This is a genomic window from Chachezhania sediminis (assembly GCF_009765275.1).
GTDB lineage: Bacteria > Pseudomonadota > Alphaproteobacteria > Rhodobacterales > Rhodobacteraceae > Chachezhania > Chachezhania sediminis.
The window spans coordinates 161,294-179,518 of sequence record NZ_VOPH01000006.1; the positions used below are offsets into that span (position 1 = coordinate 161,294).

General features: G+C 65.2%; 14 protein-coding genes. 11 read left to right on the forward strand and 3 right to left on the reverse strand.

Going from position 1 to position 18,225, the window contains the following annotated elements; translation table 11 throughout:
- Window positions 1-11 precede the first annotated feature (11 nt).
- The 5 genes from FQK05_RS18250 (at window position 12) to FQK05_RS18270 (ending at window position 6,406) form a co-directional block, all read left to right on the forward strand.
- The gene (locus FQK05_RS18250; RefSeq protein ID WP_199252705.1) at window positions 12-980 is read left to right on the forward strand and encodes an ABC transporter permease; all 969 of its coding nucleotides are present in this window, start codon (window positions 12-14) and stop codon (window positions 978-980) included.
- The gene (locus FQK05_RS18255) at window positions 977-1,849 is read left to right on the forward strand and encodes an ABC transporter permease (protein WP_158969517.1); all 873 of its coding nucleotides are present in this window, start codon (window positions 977-979) and stop codon (window positions 1,847-1,849) included. Before FQK05_RS18250 ends, FQK05_RS18255 begins: the two co-directional genes overlap by 4 nt.
- Complete coding sequence (locus tag FQK05_RS18260; protein WP_158969520.1) at window positions 1,849-2,844, forward strand: ABC transporter ATP-binding protein; 996 nt, start codon at window positions 1,849-1,851, stop codon at window positions 2,842-2,844. The genes FQK05_RS18255 and FQK05_RS18260 overlap by 1 nt, the downstream gene beginning before the upstream one ends.
- The gene (locus FQK05_RS18265) at window positions 2,841-3,848 is read left to right on the forward strand and encodes an ABC transporter ATP-binding protein (protein WP_158969523.1); all 1,008 of its coding nucleotides are present in this window, start codon (window positions 2,841-2,843) and stop codon (window positions 3,846-3,848) included. The genes FQK05_RS18260 and FQK05_RS18265 overlap by 4 nt, the downstream gene beginning before the upstream one ends.
- Before the next feature lie 89 nt (window positions 3,849-3,937).
- Window positions 3,938-6,406, forward strand: coding sequence for a GcvT family protein (locus FQK05_RS18270; protein WP_158969525.1), 2,469 nt, complete (start codon window positions 3,938-3,940; stop codon window positions 6,404-6,406).
- 85 nt (window positions 6,407-6,491) lie between these two features.
- Here FQK05_RS18270 and FQK05_RS18275 read toward each other — a convergent pair whose 3' ends face one another.
- Window positions 6,492-7,550: a ParB/RepB/Spo0J family partition protein gene (locus tag FQK05_RS18275; RefSeq protein WP_158969527.1), complete on the reverse strand. Its 1,059-nt coding sequence runs from the start codon at window positions 7,548-7,550 to the stop codon at window positions 6,492-6,494.
- Window positions 7,547-8,857 (reverse strand): AAA family ATPase, encoded by a 1,311-nt coding sequence (locus FQK05_RS18280; RefSeq protein ID WP_158969529.1) that lies wholly within the window; start codon window positions 8,855-8,857, stop codon window positions 7,547-7,549. The genes FQK05_RS18275 and FQK05_RS18280 overlap by 4 nt, the downstream gene beginning before the upstream one ends.
- Before the next feature lie 376 nt (window positions 8,858-9,233).
- Between FQK05_RS18280 and FQK05_RS18285 the strand changes: the two genes are divergently transcribed.
- Together FQK05_RS18285 and mprF are read left to right on the forward strand one after the other, a co-directional pair.
- Complete coding sequence (locus tag FQK05_RS18285; protein WP_158969531.1) at window positions 9,234-9,914, forward strand: hypothetical protein; 681 nt, start codon at window positions 9,234-9,236, stop codon at window positions 9,912-9,914.
- A gap of 402 nt (window positions 9,915-10,316) precedes the next feature.
- Window positions 10,317-12,944 (forward strand): bifunctional lysylphosphatidylglycerol flippase/synthetase MprF, encoded by a 2,628-nt coding sequence (gene mprF / locus FQK05_RS18290; protein ID WP_158969533.1) that lies wholly within the window; start codon window positions 10,317-10,319, stop codon window positions 12,942-12,944.
- 6 nt (window positions 12,945-12,950) lie between these two features.
- Here the strand turns inward: mprF and FQK05_RS18295 are convergent, their stop codons facing one another.
- On the reverse strand, window positions 12,951-13,970 hold the full coding sequence (locus FQK05_RS18295) for an LLM class flavin-dependent oxidoreductase (RefSeq protein ID WP_158969535.1): 1,020 nt from the start codon (window positions 13,968-13,970) through the stop codon (window positions 12,951-12,953).
- A 259-nt stretch (window positions 13,971-14,229) separates the two neighbouring features.
- Here FQK05_RS18295 and FQK05_RS18300 point away from each other — a divergent pair, with 259 nt between their 5' ends.
- The 4 genes from FQK05_RS18300 to FQK05_RS18315 are packed head-to-tail and all read left to right on the forward strand — an operon-like array spanning window position 14,230 to window position 18,224.
- Entirely contained in the window at window positions 14,230-15,252 is a 1,023-nt protein-coding gene (locus tag FQK05_RS18300; RefSeq protein WP_158969537.1) for an amino acid ABC transporter substrate-binding protein, read from the forward strand.
- Window positions 15,253-15,290: 38 nt separating this feature from the next.
- Window positions 15,291-16,424 (forward strand): amino acid ABC transporter permease, encoded by a 1,134-nt coding sequence (locus FQK05_RS18305; RefSeq protein WP_158969539.1) that lies wholly within the window; start codon window positions 15,291-15,293, stop codon window positions 16,422-16,424.
- Window positions 16,421-17,494: an amino acid ABC transporter permease gene (locus FQK05_RS18310; RefSeq protein ID WP_158969556.1), complete on the forward strand. Its 1,074-nt coding sequence runs from the start codon at window positions 16,421-16,423 to the stop codon at window positions 17,492-17,494. Before FQK05_RS18305 ends, FQK05_RS18310 begins: the two co-directional genes overlap by 4 nt.
- 19 nt (window positions 17,495-17,513) lie before the next feature.
- A complete protein-coding gene (locus FQK05_RS18315; RefSeq protein WP_158969558.1) occupies window positions 17,514-18,224 on the forward strand; it encodes a GntR family transcriptional regulator in 711 nt (236 codons plus the stop codon).
- Window position 18,225: the final 1 nt, after the last annotated feature.

The following is an 18,225-nucleotide window of genomic DNA, read 5'->3' on the forward strand; positions in this document are numbered from 1 at the left end:
GAGGATCCGACGTGCTTCAGGGAACGTTGAACAGGCTGGTCAATGCGGCGATCCTGCTGGTGGCCGTGCTGGTCTTGAACTTCACGCTGATCCACATCGCCCCCGGCGACCCGGTAGAGGCCATCGTGGGCGAGATGGGCGGCGCCACGCCCGAGATGATCGCCCAGATGCGCGCCCAATACGGGCTGGACCAGCCCTTCATCGTCCAGATCGGCACCTATCTGGGCAATGTCCTGACCGGCGATCTGGGCATGTCGACCTATTACAGCCGCCCCGTGACCGGCCTGATCGCCGAACGGATCGGTGCAACGCTGCTGCTGGTCGTGACCGCCCTTCTGGTCGCGCTGATCCTGGGGACGGTGCTGGGCGTCTTTTCCGCCCGCAAGCGCCGATCCGTCCTCAGCCACCTTGTCACCGTGATCGCGCTGGCAGGGTTCAGCGCGCCCGTGTTCTGGGTCGGCATCATGCTGATCCTGCTTCTGTCCGTGTCGATCCCGCTGCTGCCGATTTCGGGCATGACCAGTTCCAGCGCGGACCTGACCGGCATTGCGCATGTGCTGGACGTGCTGCACCATCTGGTCCTGCCGGCGCTGACGCTGGCCACGATCTATCTGGCCTTCTACAGCCGCCTGTCGCGCGCCAGCATGCTGGAGGTTCTGGGATCGGACTATATCCGCACCGCACGGGCCAAGGGCCTGCCGCAGCGGATGGTGATCTACAAACACGCCCTGCGGAACGCGATCCTGCCTGTGGTGACCTTCGCCGGACTGCAATTCGGCCAGCTGATTTCTGGCGCGGTGCTGGTCGAAACCGTCTTTGCCTGGCCCGGCCTTGGCACGCTGGCCTTCGAATCCATCCTGCGGCGGGACACACCGACGCTGCTGGGGATCCTGTTCTTTTCGTCGATGATGGTCGTGGTGATGAACCTTCTGACTGACGTCGTCTATCGCCTTGTGGACCCAAGGATCCAGGCCCGATGACCGACACCACCCTTGCCGCCCCGAAGCCCGTTTCCCCATCCACCCAGGCCTGGCGGATGTTCCGCCAGAACCACGCTGCCGTCCTTGGCCTGGCGATCCTGCTGGCGATCATCGTGATCTCGCTGGCCGGGCCTTTCATCTATACCGTGGCGCCCCGGGAAATGGTCTGGATGCCCCTGACCCCGCCGGGCCAGTCCGAATACGTGCTGGGCACCGACTATCTGGGCCGCGACCTGCTGGCCGGACTGATCAACGGCGGGCGGGTGACGCTGGCCGTGGGCTTTACCGCGGCACTGATCACGGTGGCCATCGGTATCACCGTGGGCGCACTGGCCGGCTTTTTCGGCGGCCGGGTCGACAACCTGCTGATGCGGGTGACCGAATTCTTCCAGGTCCTGCCCAACCTGCTGTTCGCCATGGTCGTGGTGATGCTGTTCGGCGCGGACCTTCTGAACATCTCCATCGCCATCGGCATCGTTTCGTGGACCTCCACCGCGCGGCTCACGCGCGCCGAGTTCATGCGCATCCGCGAGATGGACTTCGTCAAGGCCGAACGCTCCATCGGGGCCGCCAACGGGCGGCTGATCTGGAAGGTAATCCTTCCCAACGCCGCCCCGCCCCTGATCGTGGTCAGCGCCCTGTCCATCGGCACCGCCATCCTGTTCGAGGCCGGCCTGTCCTTCCTGGGCCTTTCGGACCCCAACACCACCAGCTGGGGTCGGATGATCGGCGACAACCGCCCCTATATCCTGGACAGCCCCTGGGGCGTGACCTTCCCCGGTCTCTGCATTTTCCTGACCGTTCTGGCGATCAGCCTGATCGGCGACGGCATGAACGACGCCTTCAACCCGAAACTGAGGGAACGCTGATGACCGCCCCCCTCCTGTCCGTGCGGAACCTGGAAATCGCCTTCCGCAGCGGCCGCGACGACATCCCCGTGGTGCGCGACCTGTCCTTTGACCTTGGCGCCGGAGAAACGCTGGGCATCGTGGGTGAAAGCGGCTGTGGCAAGTCGATCACCGCGCTGTCGCTTCTGGGCCTTGTCCCCTCCCCTCCCGGCCGGGTGACCAGGGGCCAGATCCTGTTTCAGGGCGAAGACCTGGTGCAGGCCGGCGAACGCCGCCTGAACGAGGTGCGCGGCAACGAGATTTCGATGGTGTTCCAGGAACCCATGACCTCGCTCAACCCGGTCTATACGATCGGCGAACAGATCGCCGAAACAGCACGCGTCCATTTCGGCCTGTCGCGGGCGAAGGCCTGGGCGCGCGCGGTCGAAATGCTATCGCTGGTCGGCATCCCCTCGCCCAACCGCCGCGCGCATGACTATCCGCACCAGTTGTCAGGCGGGATGCGCCAGCGGGTGATGATCGCGATTGCACTGGTGTGCGAGCCCAAGATCCTGATCGCGGATGAACCAACCACCGCGCTGGATGTCACCGTTCAGGCACAAATATTCGATCTTTTCAATGACTTACGACGCGACTTCGGCGCGGCGATCATCCTGATCACCCACGATATCGGCGTCGTGGCCCAGATGACCGACCGTGTCATGGTCATGTATGCCGGCCGCAAGATCGAGGAAGGACCGGTCGCGGATTTCGTCCGCGATCCGCGCCATCCCTATACGTCCGGCCTGGTCTCCTGCATCCCGCGCCTGACCATGCCGCCGTCGGACGATCCCGAACCTTTGTTCGAGATCCCGGGCGTTGTCCCTGCGCCCAGGGACCTGAACCGCCCCGGCTGCCCCTTCGCGCCCCGCTGCGCCCGGGTAATGCCCCGTTGCCGGGACGAAAACCCCGGGCTGGAACCCCTTGCCCCCGGCCGCATGGTCGCCTGCTGGCAGGAACAGGAGGTCGCGGCATGACCAACGTGCTGGAGGTTCAGGACCTGAAGGTCCATTTCCCGATCAGGAAGGGCGGTAAGGTTCACGCGGTCGACGGCGTGTCCTTCACATTGGCGCCCGGCACTGCCTTCGGGCTGGTGGGCGAAAGCGGATCCGGCAAGACCACTGCCGCCATGGCCTGTGCCCGCCTGACGCCGATCACGTCCGGCACCGTCCGCCTGAACGGCCGCGACATCACCCATGCTGCTGGGGCCGAACTGAAGGCCGCGCGGCGCGAGGTGCAGGTCGTCTTCCAGGACCCCTATGCCAGCCTGAACCCCCGCGAACGTGCAGGCGCCATCGTCCGCCGCCCCATGGACCTGCTGGACATTGGCACACCTGCGGAACGCGAGGCGCGGGTCGATGAACTCTTCGCGCTGGTGGGCCTGCGGCCGGACCAGAAGGACCTGTTCCCGCACCAGTTTTCCGGCGGGCAACGCCAGCGGATCGGCGTAGCGCGGGCGCTGGCCACGCGCCCGGGGCTGATCGTCTGCGATGAACCCGTGTCCGCGCTTGACGTCGCCATCCAGGCGCAGATCCTGAACCTGCTGGGCCGGCTGAAACGCGACCTGGGCCTGTCGTACCTCTTCATCAGCCACGACCTGGCCGTGGTGCAGCACCTCTGCGACCAGATCGCCGTCATGTACCTGGGCCAGGTCGTGGAAATAGGGTCACGCCGGGAACTCTTCACCCGGCCAATGCACCCCTATACCCACGCCCTGATTTCCGCCGTGCCCAGCCCTGAACGCATCGGGATGGAGGCCGGCGCCCGCATCCGCCTGCAGGGCGATCCGCCCAGCCCGATCTCTCCACCGCCCGGGTGCCGCTTTGCGGGCCGCTGTGACTTTGCACAGGATCGCTGCCGCCAGACCGCACCGCAGTTGCAAAGGAAGGATGGCAGCCATGCTGTCGCCTGTCACCGGGCAGAGGACCCCGACGTGATGGCCGCTGGCACAGCCCAAGCGCTGGCACTGCAACCGGGCTGACACCGCCCTGCCCTGAATGCTTCACCGGCCCCTTCCCCACGGGGCCCGGCCCCCGGAACCGTCTGCCGACCCGGCAAGGAGATCACCCCATGACCAAGACCCTGCCGACCCGGGCCCGTGCCGTCATTATTGGCGGCGGCATCGCCGGATGTTCCGTCGCCTATCACCTGGCCAAGCTGGGCTGGAAAGATGTCGTCCTGCTGGAACGTAAACAGTTGACATCTGGCACCACATGGCATGCCGCCGGCCTGATCGCGCAGTTGCGGGCGACCAAGAACATGACCCGCCTGTCCCGCTATTCCCAGGAACTCTATGGAACGCTGGAGGCGGAAACCGGCGTCGCCACCGGCTTTCGCCGCAACGGGTCGATCACGCTGGCCCTGACCGCGGAACGGCGCGAGGAGATCTTTCGCCAGGCGTCCATGGCGCGGGCCTTCGGTGTGGAGGTCGAGGCTTTGTCAGAGGCAGAGCTTCAGGCGCTGCATCCGGACCTGAATACCGATGGCTTCCAGGGCGCGGTCTATCTGCCGAAGGACGGGCAGGGCGATCCGGGCAACATCGCGCTGGCGCTGGCCAAGGGCGCGCGGATGAACGGCGCGCAGGTCTTCGAACATGTCCGCGTGACGGCCGTCACTGAAACCCAGGCGGGCGGTCAGCGGCGGGTGTCGGGCGTCGAATGGATCAGCGACGAAACGGGCGAGGGCGGCACCATCGCCGCCGATTTCGTGGTGAATTGCGGCGGCATGTGGGCGGCCGAGCTGGGCCGGATGAACGGGGTCAACGTGCCCCTTCAGGCCTGCGAGCACTTCTACATCGTCACCGAAAACGTCCCCGGGCTGACCCAGCGCCCCACGCTGCGCGTCCCCGACGAATGCGCGTACTACAAGGAAGACGCGGGCAAGTACCTGCTGGGCGCGTTCGAGCCGGTGTCGAAACCCTGGGGCATGGATGGCATCCCGGCCGATTTCTGCTTCGATCAGCTGCCCGAGGATTTTGCCCATTTCGAGCCGATCCTGGAACAGGCCATCGCCCGGATGCCCCTTCTGGAAAGCGCCGGGATCCACACGTTCTTCAACGGCCCCGAAAGTTTCACCCCCGACGACGCCTATCACCTGGGCGAAGCGCCGGAACTGCGCGGCTACTTCGTGGCGGCGGGTTTCAATTCGGTGGGCATCCAGTCTTCGGGCGGGGCCGGCATGGCGCTGGCCCACTGGATGGAACACGGCCACCCCCCCTTCGACCTGTCGGACGTCGACATCCGCCGGATGCAGCCCTTCATGGGCAACCGCACCTACCTGGTCGAACGTGCGAAGGAAACGCTGGGCCTGCTTTATGCTGACCACTTCCCCTATCGTCAGAAAGCCACGGCGCGGGGTGTCCGCCGGTCGCCGGTGCATGACGCACTGATCGCCCGCGGCGCCGTAATGGGAGAAACCGCCGGCTGGGAACGGGCCAACTGGTTTGCTGCGCCGGGGCAGGAGGCGTCCTATGACTATTCCTGGAAGCGGCAGAACTGGTTCGAAAACTCTGCCGCCGAACACCGTGCGATCCGCGAAGGCGCGGGGCTTTACGACATGACCTCCTTCGGGAAGATCATCGTCGACGGGCGCGATGCCCAGGCTTTCCTGAACCACATCTGCGGTGGCGACATGTCGGTCGGGGCGGGCCGGATCGTCTATACCCAGTTCCTGAACGACCGGGGCGGGATCGAGGCCGACGTGACCGTAACCCGACTGTCCGAGACCCGTTATCTGGTCGTGACACCGGCCGCGACAGTGGTCCGCGACATTTCCTGGTTGGAACGTCACCGGGGGGATCACGCGGTTTCGATCCTCGACGTGACGTCCGGCGAAAGCGTGCTGGCGCTGATGGGTCCCGATGCCCGCGCCGTCCTTCAGGCCGCGGCACCCTGGCATGACTGGTCGTCGGACGGGCATCCCTTCGGTTCGGCGCAGGACATCGATATCGGCCTGGGCCGCGCACGGGCCCACCGCGTGTCCTATGTCGGTGAACTGGGGTGGGAGATCTATGTCCCCACCGACCAGACCGCCCATGTGCTGGAAACCCTGCTGGAGGCCGGGGCCGATCACGGCCTGACGCTCTGCGGTCTGCATGCCATGGACAGCTGCCGGATCGAAAAGGGCTTCCGCCATTTCGGCCACGACATCACAGAGGAAGACCATGTGCTGGAGGCCGGGCTGGGCTTCGCCGTGAAAACGGCCAAACCCGCCTTCATCGGCCGCGAGGCAGTGCTGAGGAGAAAGGAACAGGGGCTGGCCGCCCGCATGGTCCAGTTCCGTCTGACCGATCCGGAACCGATGCTGTATCATGCCGAACCGATCCTGCGGGATGGGCAAATCGTGGGCTACCTGAGTTCCGGGGCCTATGGCCACACACTGGGGGCAGCGGTCGGGCTGGGCTATGTCCCCTGCCCCGGCGAAGACGCCGCCGGCGTCCTTGCCTCGACCTACGAGATCGAGATCGCCGGCACCCGGGTTCGCGCCGAAGCCTCGCTGAAGCCGCTCTATGACCCGACCGGCGCTCGCATGCGGGTCTGAACAGCCGGCCCGATACGCCAAAGACAAAGGGCGGTAACCCGTGGGTTACCGCCCTTCTCATTTACGCCGCCGGGTAACCCGTGGGTTACTCTGCCTCGTTGATCACCGCGTCGAAGGCTGCGATGGCGCGTTCCAGCTTTTTGCGGTCGACGGATGAAAAGTCGGTCCGGGACAGGATCCGGCATTCCCCCTTTCGGGCGGTGACCTTGGACGATCCCACGTGGAATTCGTACTTCACGCCCTTCTCCCTCACCGGCTTCGAACGTTCGGACACGACGGTTTGCTGTGCCAGGAAGCCGCGCAGCACCTCGGCCTGCGCGTCGGCATCCGCAAGCCCTGCCAGCGCGGCCTTCAGATCCGCCGCACGTCCCGGCTCTGCCTGCAGCCGTCGCGCCACGTCCACACCCAGGTTCCGCGACACGGCCTTGGGAAACGGCAGCGCGTCCCCCAGCTGCGACAGCAGGAACACAAAGCTGCGGATATAGGACCGTTTCATCTTGTGGAGCGAGGCATAGATCCGGCCCACCAGCGCCTCGGCATCGCTTTCGCCCAGGCCCGCATCGGACGCCGCCGACAGCGCAACCTGCGCCATCTCGGCAAAGGACAGGTCCTCGCGGATCACATTCTCTTCGACCATGTCGATGTAAAGATCGATCCGGCTCGACTCTCCATGCGCCACCCGCGCTACGACCGAACCGAAGGCCGCGTCCCCGGTTTCCAGGTGCAGTTGCCGCAGCGCGGTCAGCCGGCGCCAGCCCTTCTTTAGCTGATAGACGCCGGGCGCGGATTCATAGACTTCCACCGGTTCCTTCTGGCCCCGCGCCCGGATCGAGGCCTTCAGTTCCTCCATTTCGTCCGAGGCCGCGACGGCATCCAGGTCCAGGCGGTCGCGGGGCAGGTCGTCGGCCAGAATCCGGTCCAGAGGCAGGCGGACCAACACCAGCCCTTCGTCCTGCGCCGCACGAAACGCCTTGGCATCGGCCGCGTTCCTGCGGCGCTGCTCCACCAGGTTCTCGGTGCTTTCGTTCACGCTCGACGCTGTCTCGCGCACGGCGGCACCCATGGGGCCGACCTCCCGCCGGCGCGGGCGTTTCATGTCGCTGTCGTCGATGGGGCCGAAACCGAACTTGTTCTTGCCGCTCATGCCTCAAGCTCCTCGACCAGGGTGCGTTCCTTCCACGACTTCAGGACCGTCGTCTTGAACTCGGCATAGGCATTGTCGAAGCTCAGACGCGCGCGCTTCCACGTGTCCCGCGTCATCTGGCGATAGTCCTGCTCATAGACCGACATCTGGAAACGTCCCGACTGTTCGACCGCGCGCGTCATTTCGATCGGGTGCTGGCAGACATCGGCGCCGAAGACGTTCCGGAACGCCTCCATCATCGCCAGGTGCAGCGGGTTCGACGCCTCGAACCGAGTCATCAGCAGGCGGATGTCGTCGAACCGTTTCGGCAGTTTGATCCCGGCATCTGCCGCAACCTTCTCGAACCCGTCCGAGATATCTTCCAGCGCATCGCCAAGCTGCCCCAGGAAACTGGTGGTCGAGTCGTATTCCCAGTAGCCGGGGCCGGACGGGATATAGAGGATGTCGGCCGCGAAGGCCGCGTTCAGCGACTGGTAGCCGATAGCGGGCGGACAGTCGAAGATGATCAGGTCGTACTGATCGTCCGGCAGCTCTTCCAGATAGCGGGCGACACAGCCAAAGAAACTCCACGCCTTGTGGATCGACCGGTACTGGGCCGACGCGAATTCCACGAAGGCCGCGTTGGCGCAGGACGGGATGATGTCGATGGTGGGCCAGGCGGTCTTCTGGATGAAGTCCTGCGTCCGCTGCGCTCCGATGGATTGCACGTCCTCAGGCAGTTCGTCCGAGGTGGGGTAGGGGCAATCGGCCGGGTCGTCATAGGCCGCGGCGATGCGATCCGCCTCGCGGCACAGGTCGCGGCACATGATGCCCCAGACGGTGTTCCATTCCTTCACCTCGACCAGGCCCATGGAATGGGTCAGCGTCGCCTGCGGGTCGAAGTCGACGACCAGCACGCGGTATCCGTCCAGTGCCGCCGCATTGGCCAGGTGCTGCGCCACCACGGTCTTGCCGACGCCGCCCTTGAAGTTCGACACGGCCACCCGCATCGCGCGCCCTTCGGGACGCTCCGGTTGCAGTGCCTTGCCCCGGAACCGCAGGCGGCGGCGCAGTTCGTTGATCTCGGCCAGCGAGAACCAGCGCTGGCGGCCGTCCTCTTCCACGGTCCCCTGCGGCAAGGACGGATCGTCGGCCAGTTTCTTGCGCAGGGTATCGGCGGGGACATCGAACATGAACTGGCTTATCTCCCAGATGGAGAAGGGGCGCAGTTCCTTCACCTCTGCCGGAGAAAAGGTTGCCCGACGCACGGCGGCCTGTTGCGCCAGGCTTCTTTCGTTCATTCTTTGCAGGTCGGAATGGTCACGCATTTGCACTGCTCTCGTTTTATGGTTCTATGCAGTGAATAACGCGAATTCGGGAACGGGCCAAATGAAATTCCCGATTTTTCGCGTTTTTCGCGGAGGTTCGGGAATATGCGGGACCTGCCCTGTCGGAACGGGGATTTTTTGGTGACACGACCGGCACAGACAGGCATCCATTGGTGACAGATGGCCCGTGTTGGGGTGACGCCCTGGCTGACACCCTTATCCTATTAACCAATATTTTCCTTGAATTGGATTGCGGGACCATTTTTCCCGTAATTTACTTCCTGTTGACAGATCACGGGAATTCGCCACACTCAGGGTCAATACAGGAATCGGTGAACAACACCGGACCCGGCAGGCAAACGAGCAGAACAGAGACATGGACGCAAAACGTTTCACCGGGCCACAGGCCGGGGCGCAGAAGTATGACCTTCTGACCGCTCTTTCGGTCATCGGGCTGCGCGGCACCGTGACCGAACGGATGTCGATGCTGCGCCTGATCGCCCTGGTAACGGCCCGCTACAACTGGGCCCGGGACGAGGTGACGGTCGGACAGCGCGACATGGCCCGACTGTGGGGCGTGGACGAACGGACCGTCAAGCGCGAGGTAAAACGGCTGGTGACTGCGGGCATACTGTTGCAGTTGCGGCCCGGGCAGCGGGGCAGGGTGGCTGCCTATCGCCTGAACCAGGCCGAAATCGCCCGCAGGTCGTCGGAAACCTGGTCCGAGGTCGGGCCCGACTTTTCCGCCCGGATGGAGGCACGAACGCTAGAGCCGGAGGAGAAGGTCGTTCGCGTAGATTTCGGAACCCGCCCGCAGGCCGAGGTCAGCGGGAACACGCCCTGGGGCCGGGTCCAGCAGCGGCTGCAACTGTCGGACCCTGGCCTTTACAGGAACTGGTACGCCGGCCTGACCTTCGAGACTGTCGAGGACGGAACGTTGCGGGTCCGCTCTCCGTCCGCCTTCGTGGCCCAGTACATTGACACGCACCACCTGCGCCCGCTGCATGGTGCGGCCGAGCTGGAATTCGGGCCGCTTCGTCGCATCGTTTTCGTCTAAGTCCGGACTGCCGCGGCAGGGATCGATTTTACATGCGTCAAGTAACGGAACGATATCCGGTTTTTCGTTCGTTGAAAGTGCGAAGGGGACTGAAACCATGTTGCGACATTTGGATGCCCGGACTGCGGGACAATAGGACAGGGGACAGTCCCGCGACGCCGCGGGATGGAGACGCAGCCGGACAGGTTCAGGCGCATCTAGCCGGCACCTTCAAAATTCTGTAAACGCTGCATAGTTGCCCGGGCAGGGCCTGCCCGTGTCGGCGGGGCGGGCTAGGGAAATGGTAATTGTCCATCGCTAAAACCAAGGTTCTCCGGGACGTACAACGTGGTCGTTCCGGTTGCGGGCTTGTCTGTCGGCAAGGCCTGCCGTTACCGTCGGGAAACGAATGATGACGCAACGATGACGGAAACCCAGCTGATTTCCTCCGAAGCGCCGGCGGCGGAACACGCCGCCCGGTCTGACGCCACGGGACTCGTGGCCGGGCTGAAACGCAATGCGCCTCGCATCATCACGGTGCTGCTGTTCCTGGCGGGGGCCTGGGCGCTTTACCACCTTCTGGAACCTCTCGACCTGCGGACGGTGCTGCACCAGGTACTGAACACGCCGCCCCATCTGGTTGCCGGCGCGCTTCTGGCGACGGTGGCCAGCTACGCCTCGCTGATCTGTTACGACTGGTCGGCCCTGCGCTACCTGGGCAAGACGGCACCGGCGTCCTCGGTCGCGCTTGGCGGGTTCCTGGGCTATGCGCTGGGGAACACGATCGGGCTCAGCCTCGTGTCGGGGGGCGCGGTGCGCTACCGGATCTATTCGGCGCTGGGAATGAACGCCTACGAGGTGGCGGCGATTTCCACATTCGCGGCCACGGCCTTCGGCGTGGGATCGACCCTGATCGGCCTGGTGGCGCTGGCCGCGATGCCCGATGCGCTGGCAGACCTGCTGCCCTGGTCCGAAACCACGATACGCAGCGGCGCGCTGACGGCCACGGCGGTGATCCTGGCCATTGGTGCCGTGGTTGCCGGACGGCGGGGCACGCTGAAGATCGGTCATTTCAGGCTGACGGCGCCGGGCCGCGGCGACATGGTGCGTCAACTGCTGATCACCTTCGCCGATATCGTGACCGCCGCGCTGGCGCTTTACATCCTTCTGCCCAACGGCGCGTTGCCCTTTGTCGAGGTGCTGGCGATCTTCTCCATCGCCACCATCATCGGCGTGGCCAGCCACGTGCCGGGCGGCATCGGCGTCTTCGAAAGCATCTTTATCGCGGCCATGCCCGCCGCCGTCCCGGTCGAGGACGTGGTGACGGCGCTGCTGCTTTACCGGCTGATCTATTTCCTGCTGCCCTTCATGCTGGCGCTGGTGCTGCTGTCGGTCATGGAAATCTGGAGCGCGGCTGGCGCGCGGGTGCCGCAGGTCAAGGCGCTGGCGCCGGTGGTCAAGGCCGGCCGGTCGATGATCCCGGCCGCGACCGGTACGCTGGTGCTGGCTGCGGGTCTCTTCATGATGTTCGCAGGGCTGTTCCCGGTGTTCGATCGCAGGTTCGAGGAACTGGAGACGCTGCTCCCCCTGGCCATGGTGGCGGGCGGTCCGCTGATATCGTCGGTGGTGGGGGCGCTGATGTCGGTGCTGTCGATCCCGCTGATGCACCGGTCGCGCATGGCCTACTGGATCGTGCAGATCGCCCTGCTGTTCGGTATCGTCCTTGCGGTCGTGCAGACCCACGATGCGGGACGCGTGGCCACGCTTGCGGCGGTGGCCGCGATCCTGTGGCCCTGCCGGCGCGAATTCTATCGCACTGCGCGGCTGTCCCGGGGGGTGCTGTCGCCACGCTGGTCGTTTCTGGTCGGGTCGATCCTGGCCTCGCTGGGCGCAGCCGTGGTGCTGGTAGAGACCGGTTTCGTGCCCCAGAACACGGTCTGGTGGGCGCTTGCGGGCGGAAGTCCGACGGACACCGCGGCACGGGTCGCGCTGGCGGTCTGCGTGGTGCTGGCGGCAATCCTGATCTTCACCGGTCTGCGGGTGGCCCGCGCCACCACAGTCGCCCCGGACGAGGAGGCGTTGCAGCGCGCCGCGGCGATCATCGGCCAATTCGGCGACGGGTCCGACATGATCAAGGTGACCGGCGACAAGACCCTGATGTTCGGTCCCGCCGGCCAGTCGGTCCTGGCCTACGGGGTCAAGGGCGGATCCTGGATCGCCATGGGCGCCCCCGTCGGCGCGGCCGAGGACGTGGAAGACCTGTCCTGGGAATTCCGCGATGCAGCTCGCGCGGCCGGCGCGCGGCCCGTCTTCTACGAGGTGCCCGCGAACTATGCGCCGCAGGCCATCGACATGGGCCTGTCCCTGCACAAGATGGGAGAGGAGGCACTGATCCCGCTGGCCCAGTTCTCGCTGGACGGGCCGGACCGCAAGCGACTGCGCACCACGCATAACCGCGCGCAGCGGGACGGCCTGACCTTCGAACTGGTGACGCTGGATCGTGCGCCGGAACTGATCGAGGATCTGAGGCGCCTGTCCGATGCCTGGCTGTCCGAACAATCCGCGCGCGAAAAGAGCTTTTCCGTCGGTCGCTTCGATCCCGCCTGGCTGAACCGGACGCGGATCGCCGTGGTGCGACTGAACGGGGCGATCTGCGCCTTTGCGAACATCATGGAATCCGACCGCAGCGCCGCCATCGACCTGATGCGCTATGGCTCGCCCGCACCCACGGGGGCAATGGAGTTCCTGTTCATCGAATTGTTGTTGGCCATGAAGGCCGAAGGCAAGGCAGAGTTCAGCCTGGGCATGGTGCCCTTCGCCGGGCTGCCGGGCCGCAAGGGGGCGACGTTGTGGGCGCGGTTCGGGAACCTGATCTATGCCCACGGGCACCGGTTCTACAGCTTTGAAGGGCTGCGCCGCTTCAAGTCGAAATTCGACCCGGAATGGCACCCGCGCTACTTCTGCTGTCGCAGCACGCTGCCGCCCGTGGGGCCGTTGTCGGAAGCCGCCCGGCTGATCGCCGGGTCGGCCCGCGGGGTAATCGGGAAGTAGATGCGGTCAGCGCCAGCCAAGTGCCGGCGCGACATGGGTCAGGATGCTTTCCATCACGTGGACGTTGTATTCGACACCCAGCATGTTCGGCACCGTCAGCAGCAGCGTATCGGCTTCGGCAATTGCCTCGTCCTCTTTCAGCTGCTCGATCAGGCGGTCGGGTTCGTCGGCATAGCTGCGGCCGAAGATCCCGCGGAAGTTGTCGATATGGCCGACCTGGTCGCTGTCCTTGCCACCGCGGCCGAAATACATCCGGTCGGTGTCGTTCATCAGCGCGAAGATCGACCGGCTGACCGACACGCGCGGTTCGTGGGCGTGCCCGGCTTCGGCCCAGGCCTTGCGGAAGGCGTGGATCTGCTTTGCCTGCTGGACGTGGAACGGCTCGCCGGATTCGTCCACCTTCAGGGTCGAACTTTGCAGGTTCATCCCCATCTGGCCGGCCCAGACCGCCGTCGCGTTCGAGGCAGAGCCCCACCAGATGCGGTTCCTGAGGCCCGGCGAATGCGGCTCCAGCCGCAGAAGGCCGGGGGGATTGGGGAACATCGGGCTGGGATTCGGCTGGGCGAAGCCTTTGCCATCCAGGTGCTGCAGAAAGATTTCCGCATGGCGGCGGGCCATGTCGGAAGGATCCTCGCCTTCGGCCGGGCCATAGCCGAAGTAGCGCCAGCCTTCGATCACCTGTTCGGGCGAGCCGCGGCTGATCCCCAGCTGCAGCCGGCCCCCCGCGATCAGGTCGGCCGAGCCCGCGTCCTCGATCATGTAGAGCGGGTTTTCATAGCGCATGTCGATGACGCCGGTGCCGATCTCGATCTTCGAGGTCCGCGCGCCCACCGCCGCCAGAAGCGGGAAGGGCGAGGCAAGCTGCCGCGCGAAGTGATGGACCCGGTAATAAGCGCCGTCGACGCCAAGTTCCTCGGCCGCGACGGCCAGCTCGATGGATTGCTTCAGCGTCTCGCCCGCGGTCTGCAGGGGCGAACCCGGTTCGGGGTTCCAGTGCCCGAAGGACAGAAAACCGATCTTTTTCATAAATGTATCTCCGGTGACGCGGACAAACTTCGTTTCTCGTTGCCTTCCAGCTAGTCACCCGGACCGCCCACGGCAATCTCCGCCATCGCGCAGGACCCGTTCTTTCAAGCGCAGAGCCTGCACGGTTTTCGCGGCTGAACGCGACTCCAAGATTGACATGTGATATATCGCATTGCACATATCGTGTATCGACAAGGCCTGCGCCTTCGTGACCGGGCATGGGCCGGACCACAGGTCACAACACAGTGAGGGTGAAACCATGAGAATGCGTCTTCTGACGACGATGGCCGCCGTGGTCGGGCTGACCGCCACCGGTGCCGCGGCCGCGGACCTGCTGGACGAGATCAAGGACCGGGGCGAGCTGACCTGCGGCACGCTGGATTACCTGGCGGGCGTCGGCTACCTGGACGACAACGGCAACTGGAGCGGCTTCGACGTCGACTTCTGCAAGGCTGCATCGGCCGCGATCTTCGGCACGCCGGACAAGGTCAAGTTCGTCGCCGTGACCGGTGCACAGAAATTTCCGGTGCTGGCCTCGGGCGAAATCGACATCCTGTCGCGCAGCGTCACGGCTACCATTTCCCGCGATACCACGCTGGGCTTCGACTACATCGGGCCGAACATGCTGTCGGGGCAGGGGCTGATGGTCCACAAGGAAACCGGCGCCACCGACTATGACCAGATGGACGGTGCCACGATCTGCGTCCTGGCGGGCACGGTGACCGAACGCTACCTGGCCGATTACTTCGCGGCCCACAACATGTCCTTCACGCCGGTCGCGGCGGAAAACGGCGACCAGCTTTTCGCCATGTATTTCGACAACCGCTGCGACGCCGTCACGATGGAGCCGCCCTACCTGGCGATCCGTCGCAACAAGATGGCCGAAAACCCCGAGGACCATGTCATCTTCGAGGACGTGATCGCGAAAAGCTTCGAGGCACCGTTCATCCGCGAAGGATCGCCCCGGTTCTACAAGCTGCTGCAGTGGATGCACTATGGCATGGTCACGGCCGAGGAACTGGGCGTGACGAAGGAGAACGTGGACGACATGGTCGCCAATTCGACCGATCCGCGGGTCCAGCGCCTGCTGGGCGTGGATGGCAATATCGGGGCCGACATGGGCGTCGCCAACGACTGGATGGTCAACGTGATCAAGGCGGTCGGGAACTATGGCGAGTTCTACGACAACAACCTTGGGGCCAACAGCCCCCTGCAGGTTCCGCGCGGCCTGAACGCGCTGGTGCGTGACGGCGGTGCCATGACCGCCCCCGGCTGGCAGTAATGAAGGCCGGGGCCCTTCTCCTGGGCGCATCCAACGGGATGCGCCTGACCGCCCTCTTGCGGCAGCGCGACGTCCAGGCGCAACTGGCCTTCGTCGCGCTGGTCGTGTTGGTGGTCTGGGGGATGGTTCAGAACGCGGCGTCCGTCGAAGGACGCGACGCCGTGCAATCCGGGTTCGGCTTCCTGTGGGACCGGGCCAGTTTTCAGCTGGGCGAAAGCCTGATCCCCTATGGCGCGGGCGACACCTATGGCCGCGCCTTCCTGGTCGGGATTCTGAACACGGTGAAGGTCGCGATCTGCGGGATCGTCCTGTCGACCGTGCTGGGGCTGATGATCGCGCTGGGTCAGCTGTCGCCCAGCGTCCTGACCGCGCGTCTTTGCCGGCTGTATATCGAAATCTTCCGCAACATGCCGTTGCTGCTGCAGCTGATCTTCTGGCACACCTTCCTGATCCGCGGCCTGCCCGTTGTGCGGCAGGCGCTGTCGCCGGTCGATGGCGTGTACCTGACAAATCGCGGCCTTTTCATTCCCGGCATCGTGGGTCACGTCGCCTATGGCTGGATGGCGCTGGCCCTGGCCCTTGGCGTCGCCGCGGCCGTGATCGTCTCGCGCATCGCCCGCCAGCGCGATACGCAAATCTCCGCCGGCTGGCGCGCCGCGCTGGTGCTGGTTCCGCCGCTTGCCGTGTTCCTGGCCTTCGGTGCGCCGCTGAGTGTCGATCTTCCGCATCTGGCGGGCTTTAACTTCAAGGGCGGCTGGACGCTCAGCCCCGAATTCGCCGCCATGGTGATCGGCCTGACGCTCTATACTGCGGCCTTCAACGCGGAAATCATCCGCGCCGGCATCCAGGGCATCCCGAAGGGCCAGACAGAGGCTGCGCTGGCCCTGGGCCTGCACCGTCGCCAGATCATGCGGCTGGTGATCATCCCGCAGACCCTGCGGATCATCACCCCGCCGATGACCAATTCCTACCTGAACATTACCAAGGAAAGCTCGCTCGCCGTGGCCATCGGCTATCCGGAGGTGGTCCGTGTCGCCAACATCACGCTGGCCGAAACCAACCGGTCGATCGAATGCATCGCGCTGATCATGATCATCTACCTGACGCTCAGCCTGATCATCTCGGCGCTCCTGAACCTCGCCAATGCGCGCGTCCAGCTGGAGCAGCGATGATGCAACAGGTCCGGACCCATCCGCCGCTGATCGCAGGCCTGAAGGAACTGGTGAAGACGCCGACCGCGGCGCTGATGAACCTCGTGGCGCTGGTGGCCTTCATCGCGATCCTGAAGCCAATCGTCGAATGGGGCCTGATCGACGCGGTCTGGAGCGGCACCGACGGCAGCGCCTGCCCGCAGGGGTCGGGGGCCTGCTGGGCCTTCATCCGGGACAAGAGCCGGCTGATCTTCTTCGGCCGCTTCCCGCTGGACCAGCAATGGCGCGCGGGCGTGGCCACGGCGCTTCTGGTCCTGCTGGTCGCGGCTTCGCTGACGCCGACGTTCTGGGGGCGCAAGCTGGGCGTGGCCTGGGCAGTGGGCCTTGCCACCTACTTCCTGCTGATGGCGGGCGGTGTGCCTGGGCTGACGCCGGTCCCCAGCGCCGAATGGGGCGGTCTGCCGCTGACCATCCTGCTGACCGTCTTCGGGGTGGGCTTCGGTCTGGTCCTGTCGGTTCCCGTGGCGCTGGCCAAGACGTCGAAACTGCCGGTCTTCAAGGTGGCCGCCACGATCTATGTCGAAGCGATCCGCGGCGTTCCGCTGATTTCCGTCCTCTTCATGGCGTCGATCCTGCTGCCGGTGATCCTGCCCGAAGGGCTGACCCCCGGGGGCATCGGCCGGGCGCTGGCCGGCATCGTCGTCTTCTTTGCCGCCTACATGGCCGAGGTCCTGCGCGGCGGGCTGCAATCGCTGCCCAAGGGCCAGTACGAGGCCTGCGCATCGCTGGGCCTGCGCTATTGGCCGATGATGCTGAAGGTGATCCTGCCGCAGGCCTTCGTGATCGTGCTGCCGGCCATCGTGAACATGATCATCGCGGCGCTGAAGGGCACGTCGCTGGTGGTCATCGTGGCGATGATGGACTTCCTGGGCACCACCAAGGCCTCTCTCGCCGACCCGGACTGGATCGGTTTCTATGTCGAAGCCTATGTCTTTGCCGGTCTGGTCTACGGGATCATGTGCGGGGCCATTTCATGGTACGGCCGCCGGATCGAAAAGCGCTTTGTCGGTGCGCGCGAACACAAGAACTGAAGAAAAGGGGGCAGGAGTGATGGCGGAAAATCTGGAACAGATGCTGCGGTCCGTGATCGAGACGCCGGGGATGCAGACGGTGGACCGGGCGGCGACGCTAACGGAACAGGTCTATGACCGGCTGCGGCAGGGTCTTTTGATCGGCATCTGGGAGCCGGGCGAGAAGATCACCGCCCGCGGCGTCTGCAAGGACCTGGGCGTCAGCCTGACACCTGCGCGCGAGGCGATGATGCGATTGGGCAACGAAGGCGCGCTGGATGTCTCGGCCCACCGGACCTACACGGCGGCCACGCTCACGCTGGAGGAATACCGAGAGATCGCAAAGATCCGTCTGGCGCTGGAACCCATGGCGGTCGAGGCGGCGGTGCCCCTGATCACCGACGCCCAGATCGATGTGTTGGAAGAGATCAACGAGACGCTGGCCGAGGCCATCCGCGAGGACCGTCTGCGCGACGCGCTGCGGATGGATTCCAAGATCCACCTGACGGTCTATCGCGCGTCGGGCCTGCCCACGCTGATGGGGATCATCGATCGGTTGTGGTTGCGGGCCGGCCCCACTCGGAACCGGCTGTCGCCCACCTATCGCCGGACGCTGGCGGGCTATGACAACCACGCTGCCCTGTTGAAGGCCCTGCGGGCCCGCAATGCCGCCCAGGCCCGCGCCATCATCACCCGCGACCTGCAGGACGGCACGCAGCGGATCATCGAATACCTTTCCGACCGCGCCTGAC

What these genes read in the sequence shown, in the direction of transcription:
- FQK05_RS18255 (WP_158969517.1), top strand. Translation starts at nt 977, where the DNA reads ATGACCGACACCACCCTTGCCGCCCCGAAGCCCGTTTCCCCATCCACC.
- mprF (WP_158969533.1), top strand. Translation starts at nt 10,317, where the DNA reads ATGACGGAAACCCAGCTGATTTCCTCCGAAGCGCCGGCGGCGGAACAC.
- FQK05_RS18260 (WP_158969520.1), top strand. Translation starts at nt 1,849, where the DNA reads ATGACCGCCCCCCTCCTGTCCGTGCGGAACCTGGAAATCGCCTTCCGC.
- FQK05_RS18280 (WP_158969529.1), bottom strand. Translation starts at nt 8,857, where the DNA reads ATGCGTGACCATTCCGACCTGCAAAGAATGAACGAAAGAAGCCTGGCG.
- FQK05_RS18315 (WP_158969558.1), top strand. Translation starts at nt 17,514, where the DNA reads ATGGCGGAAAATCTGGAACAGATGCTGCGGTCCGTGATCGAGACGCCG.
- FQK05_RS18270 (WP_158969525.1), top strand. Translation starts at nt 3,938, where the DNA reads ATGACCAAGACCCTGCCGACCCGGGCCCGTGCCGTCATTATTGGCGGC.
- FQK05_RS18305 (WP_158969539.1), top strand. Translation starts at nt 15,291, where the DNA reads ATGCGCCTGACCGCCCTCTTGCGGCAGCGCGACGTCCAGGCGCAACTG.
- FQK05_RS18310 (WP_158969556.1), top strand. Translation starts at nt 16,421, where the DNA reads ATGATGCAACAGGTCCGGACCCATCCGCCGCTGATCGCAGGCCTGAAG.
- FQK05_RS18265 (WP_158969523.1), top strand. Translation starts at nt 2,841, where the DNA reads ATGACCAACGTGCTGGAGGTTCAGGACCTGAAGGTCCATTTCCCGATC.
- FQK05_RS18285 (WP_158969531.1), top strand. Translation starts at nt 9,234, where the DNA reads ATGGACGCAAAACGTTTCACCGGGCCACAGGCCGGGGCGCAGAAGTAT.
- FQK05_RS18295 (WP_158969535.1), bottom strand. Translation starts at nt 13,970, where the DNA reads ATGAAAAAGATCGGTTTTCTGTCCTTCGGGCACTGGAACCCCGAACCG.
- FQK05_RS18300 (WP_158969537.1), top strand. Translation starts at nt 14,230, where the DNA reads ATGAGAATGCGTCTTCTGACGACGATGGCCGCCGTGGTCGGGCTGACC.
- FQK05_RS18275 (WP_158969527.1), bottom strand. Translation starts at nt 7,550, where the DNA reads ATGAGCGGCAAGAACAAGTTCGGTTTCGGCCCCATCGACGACAGCGAC.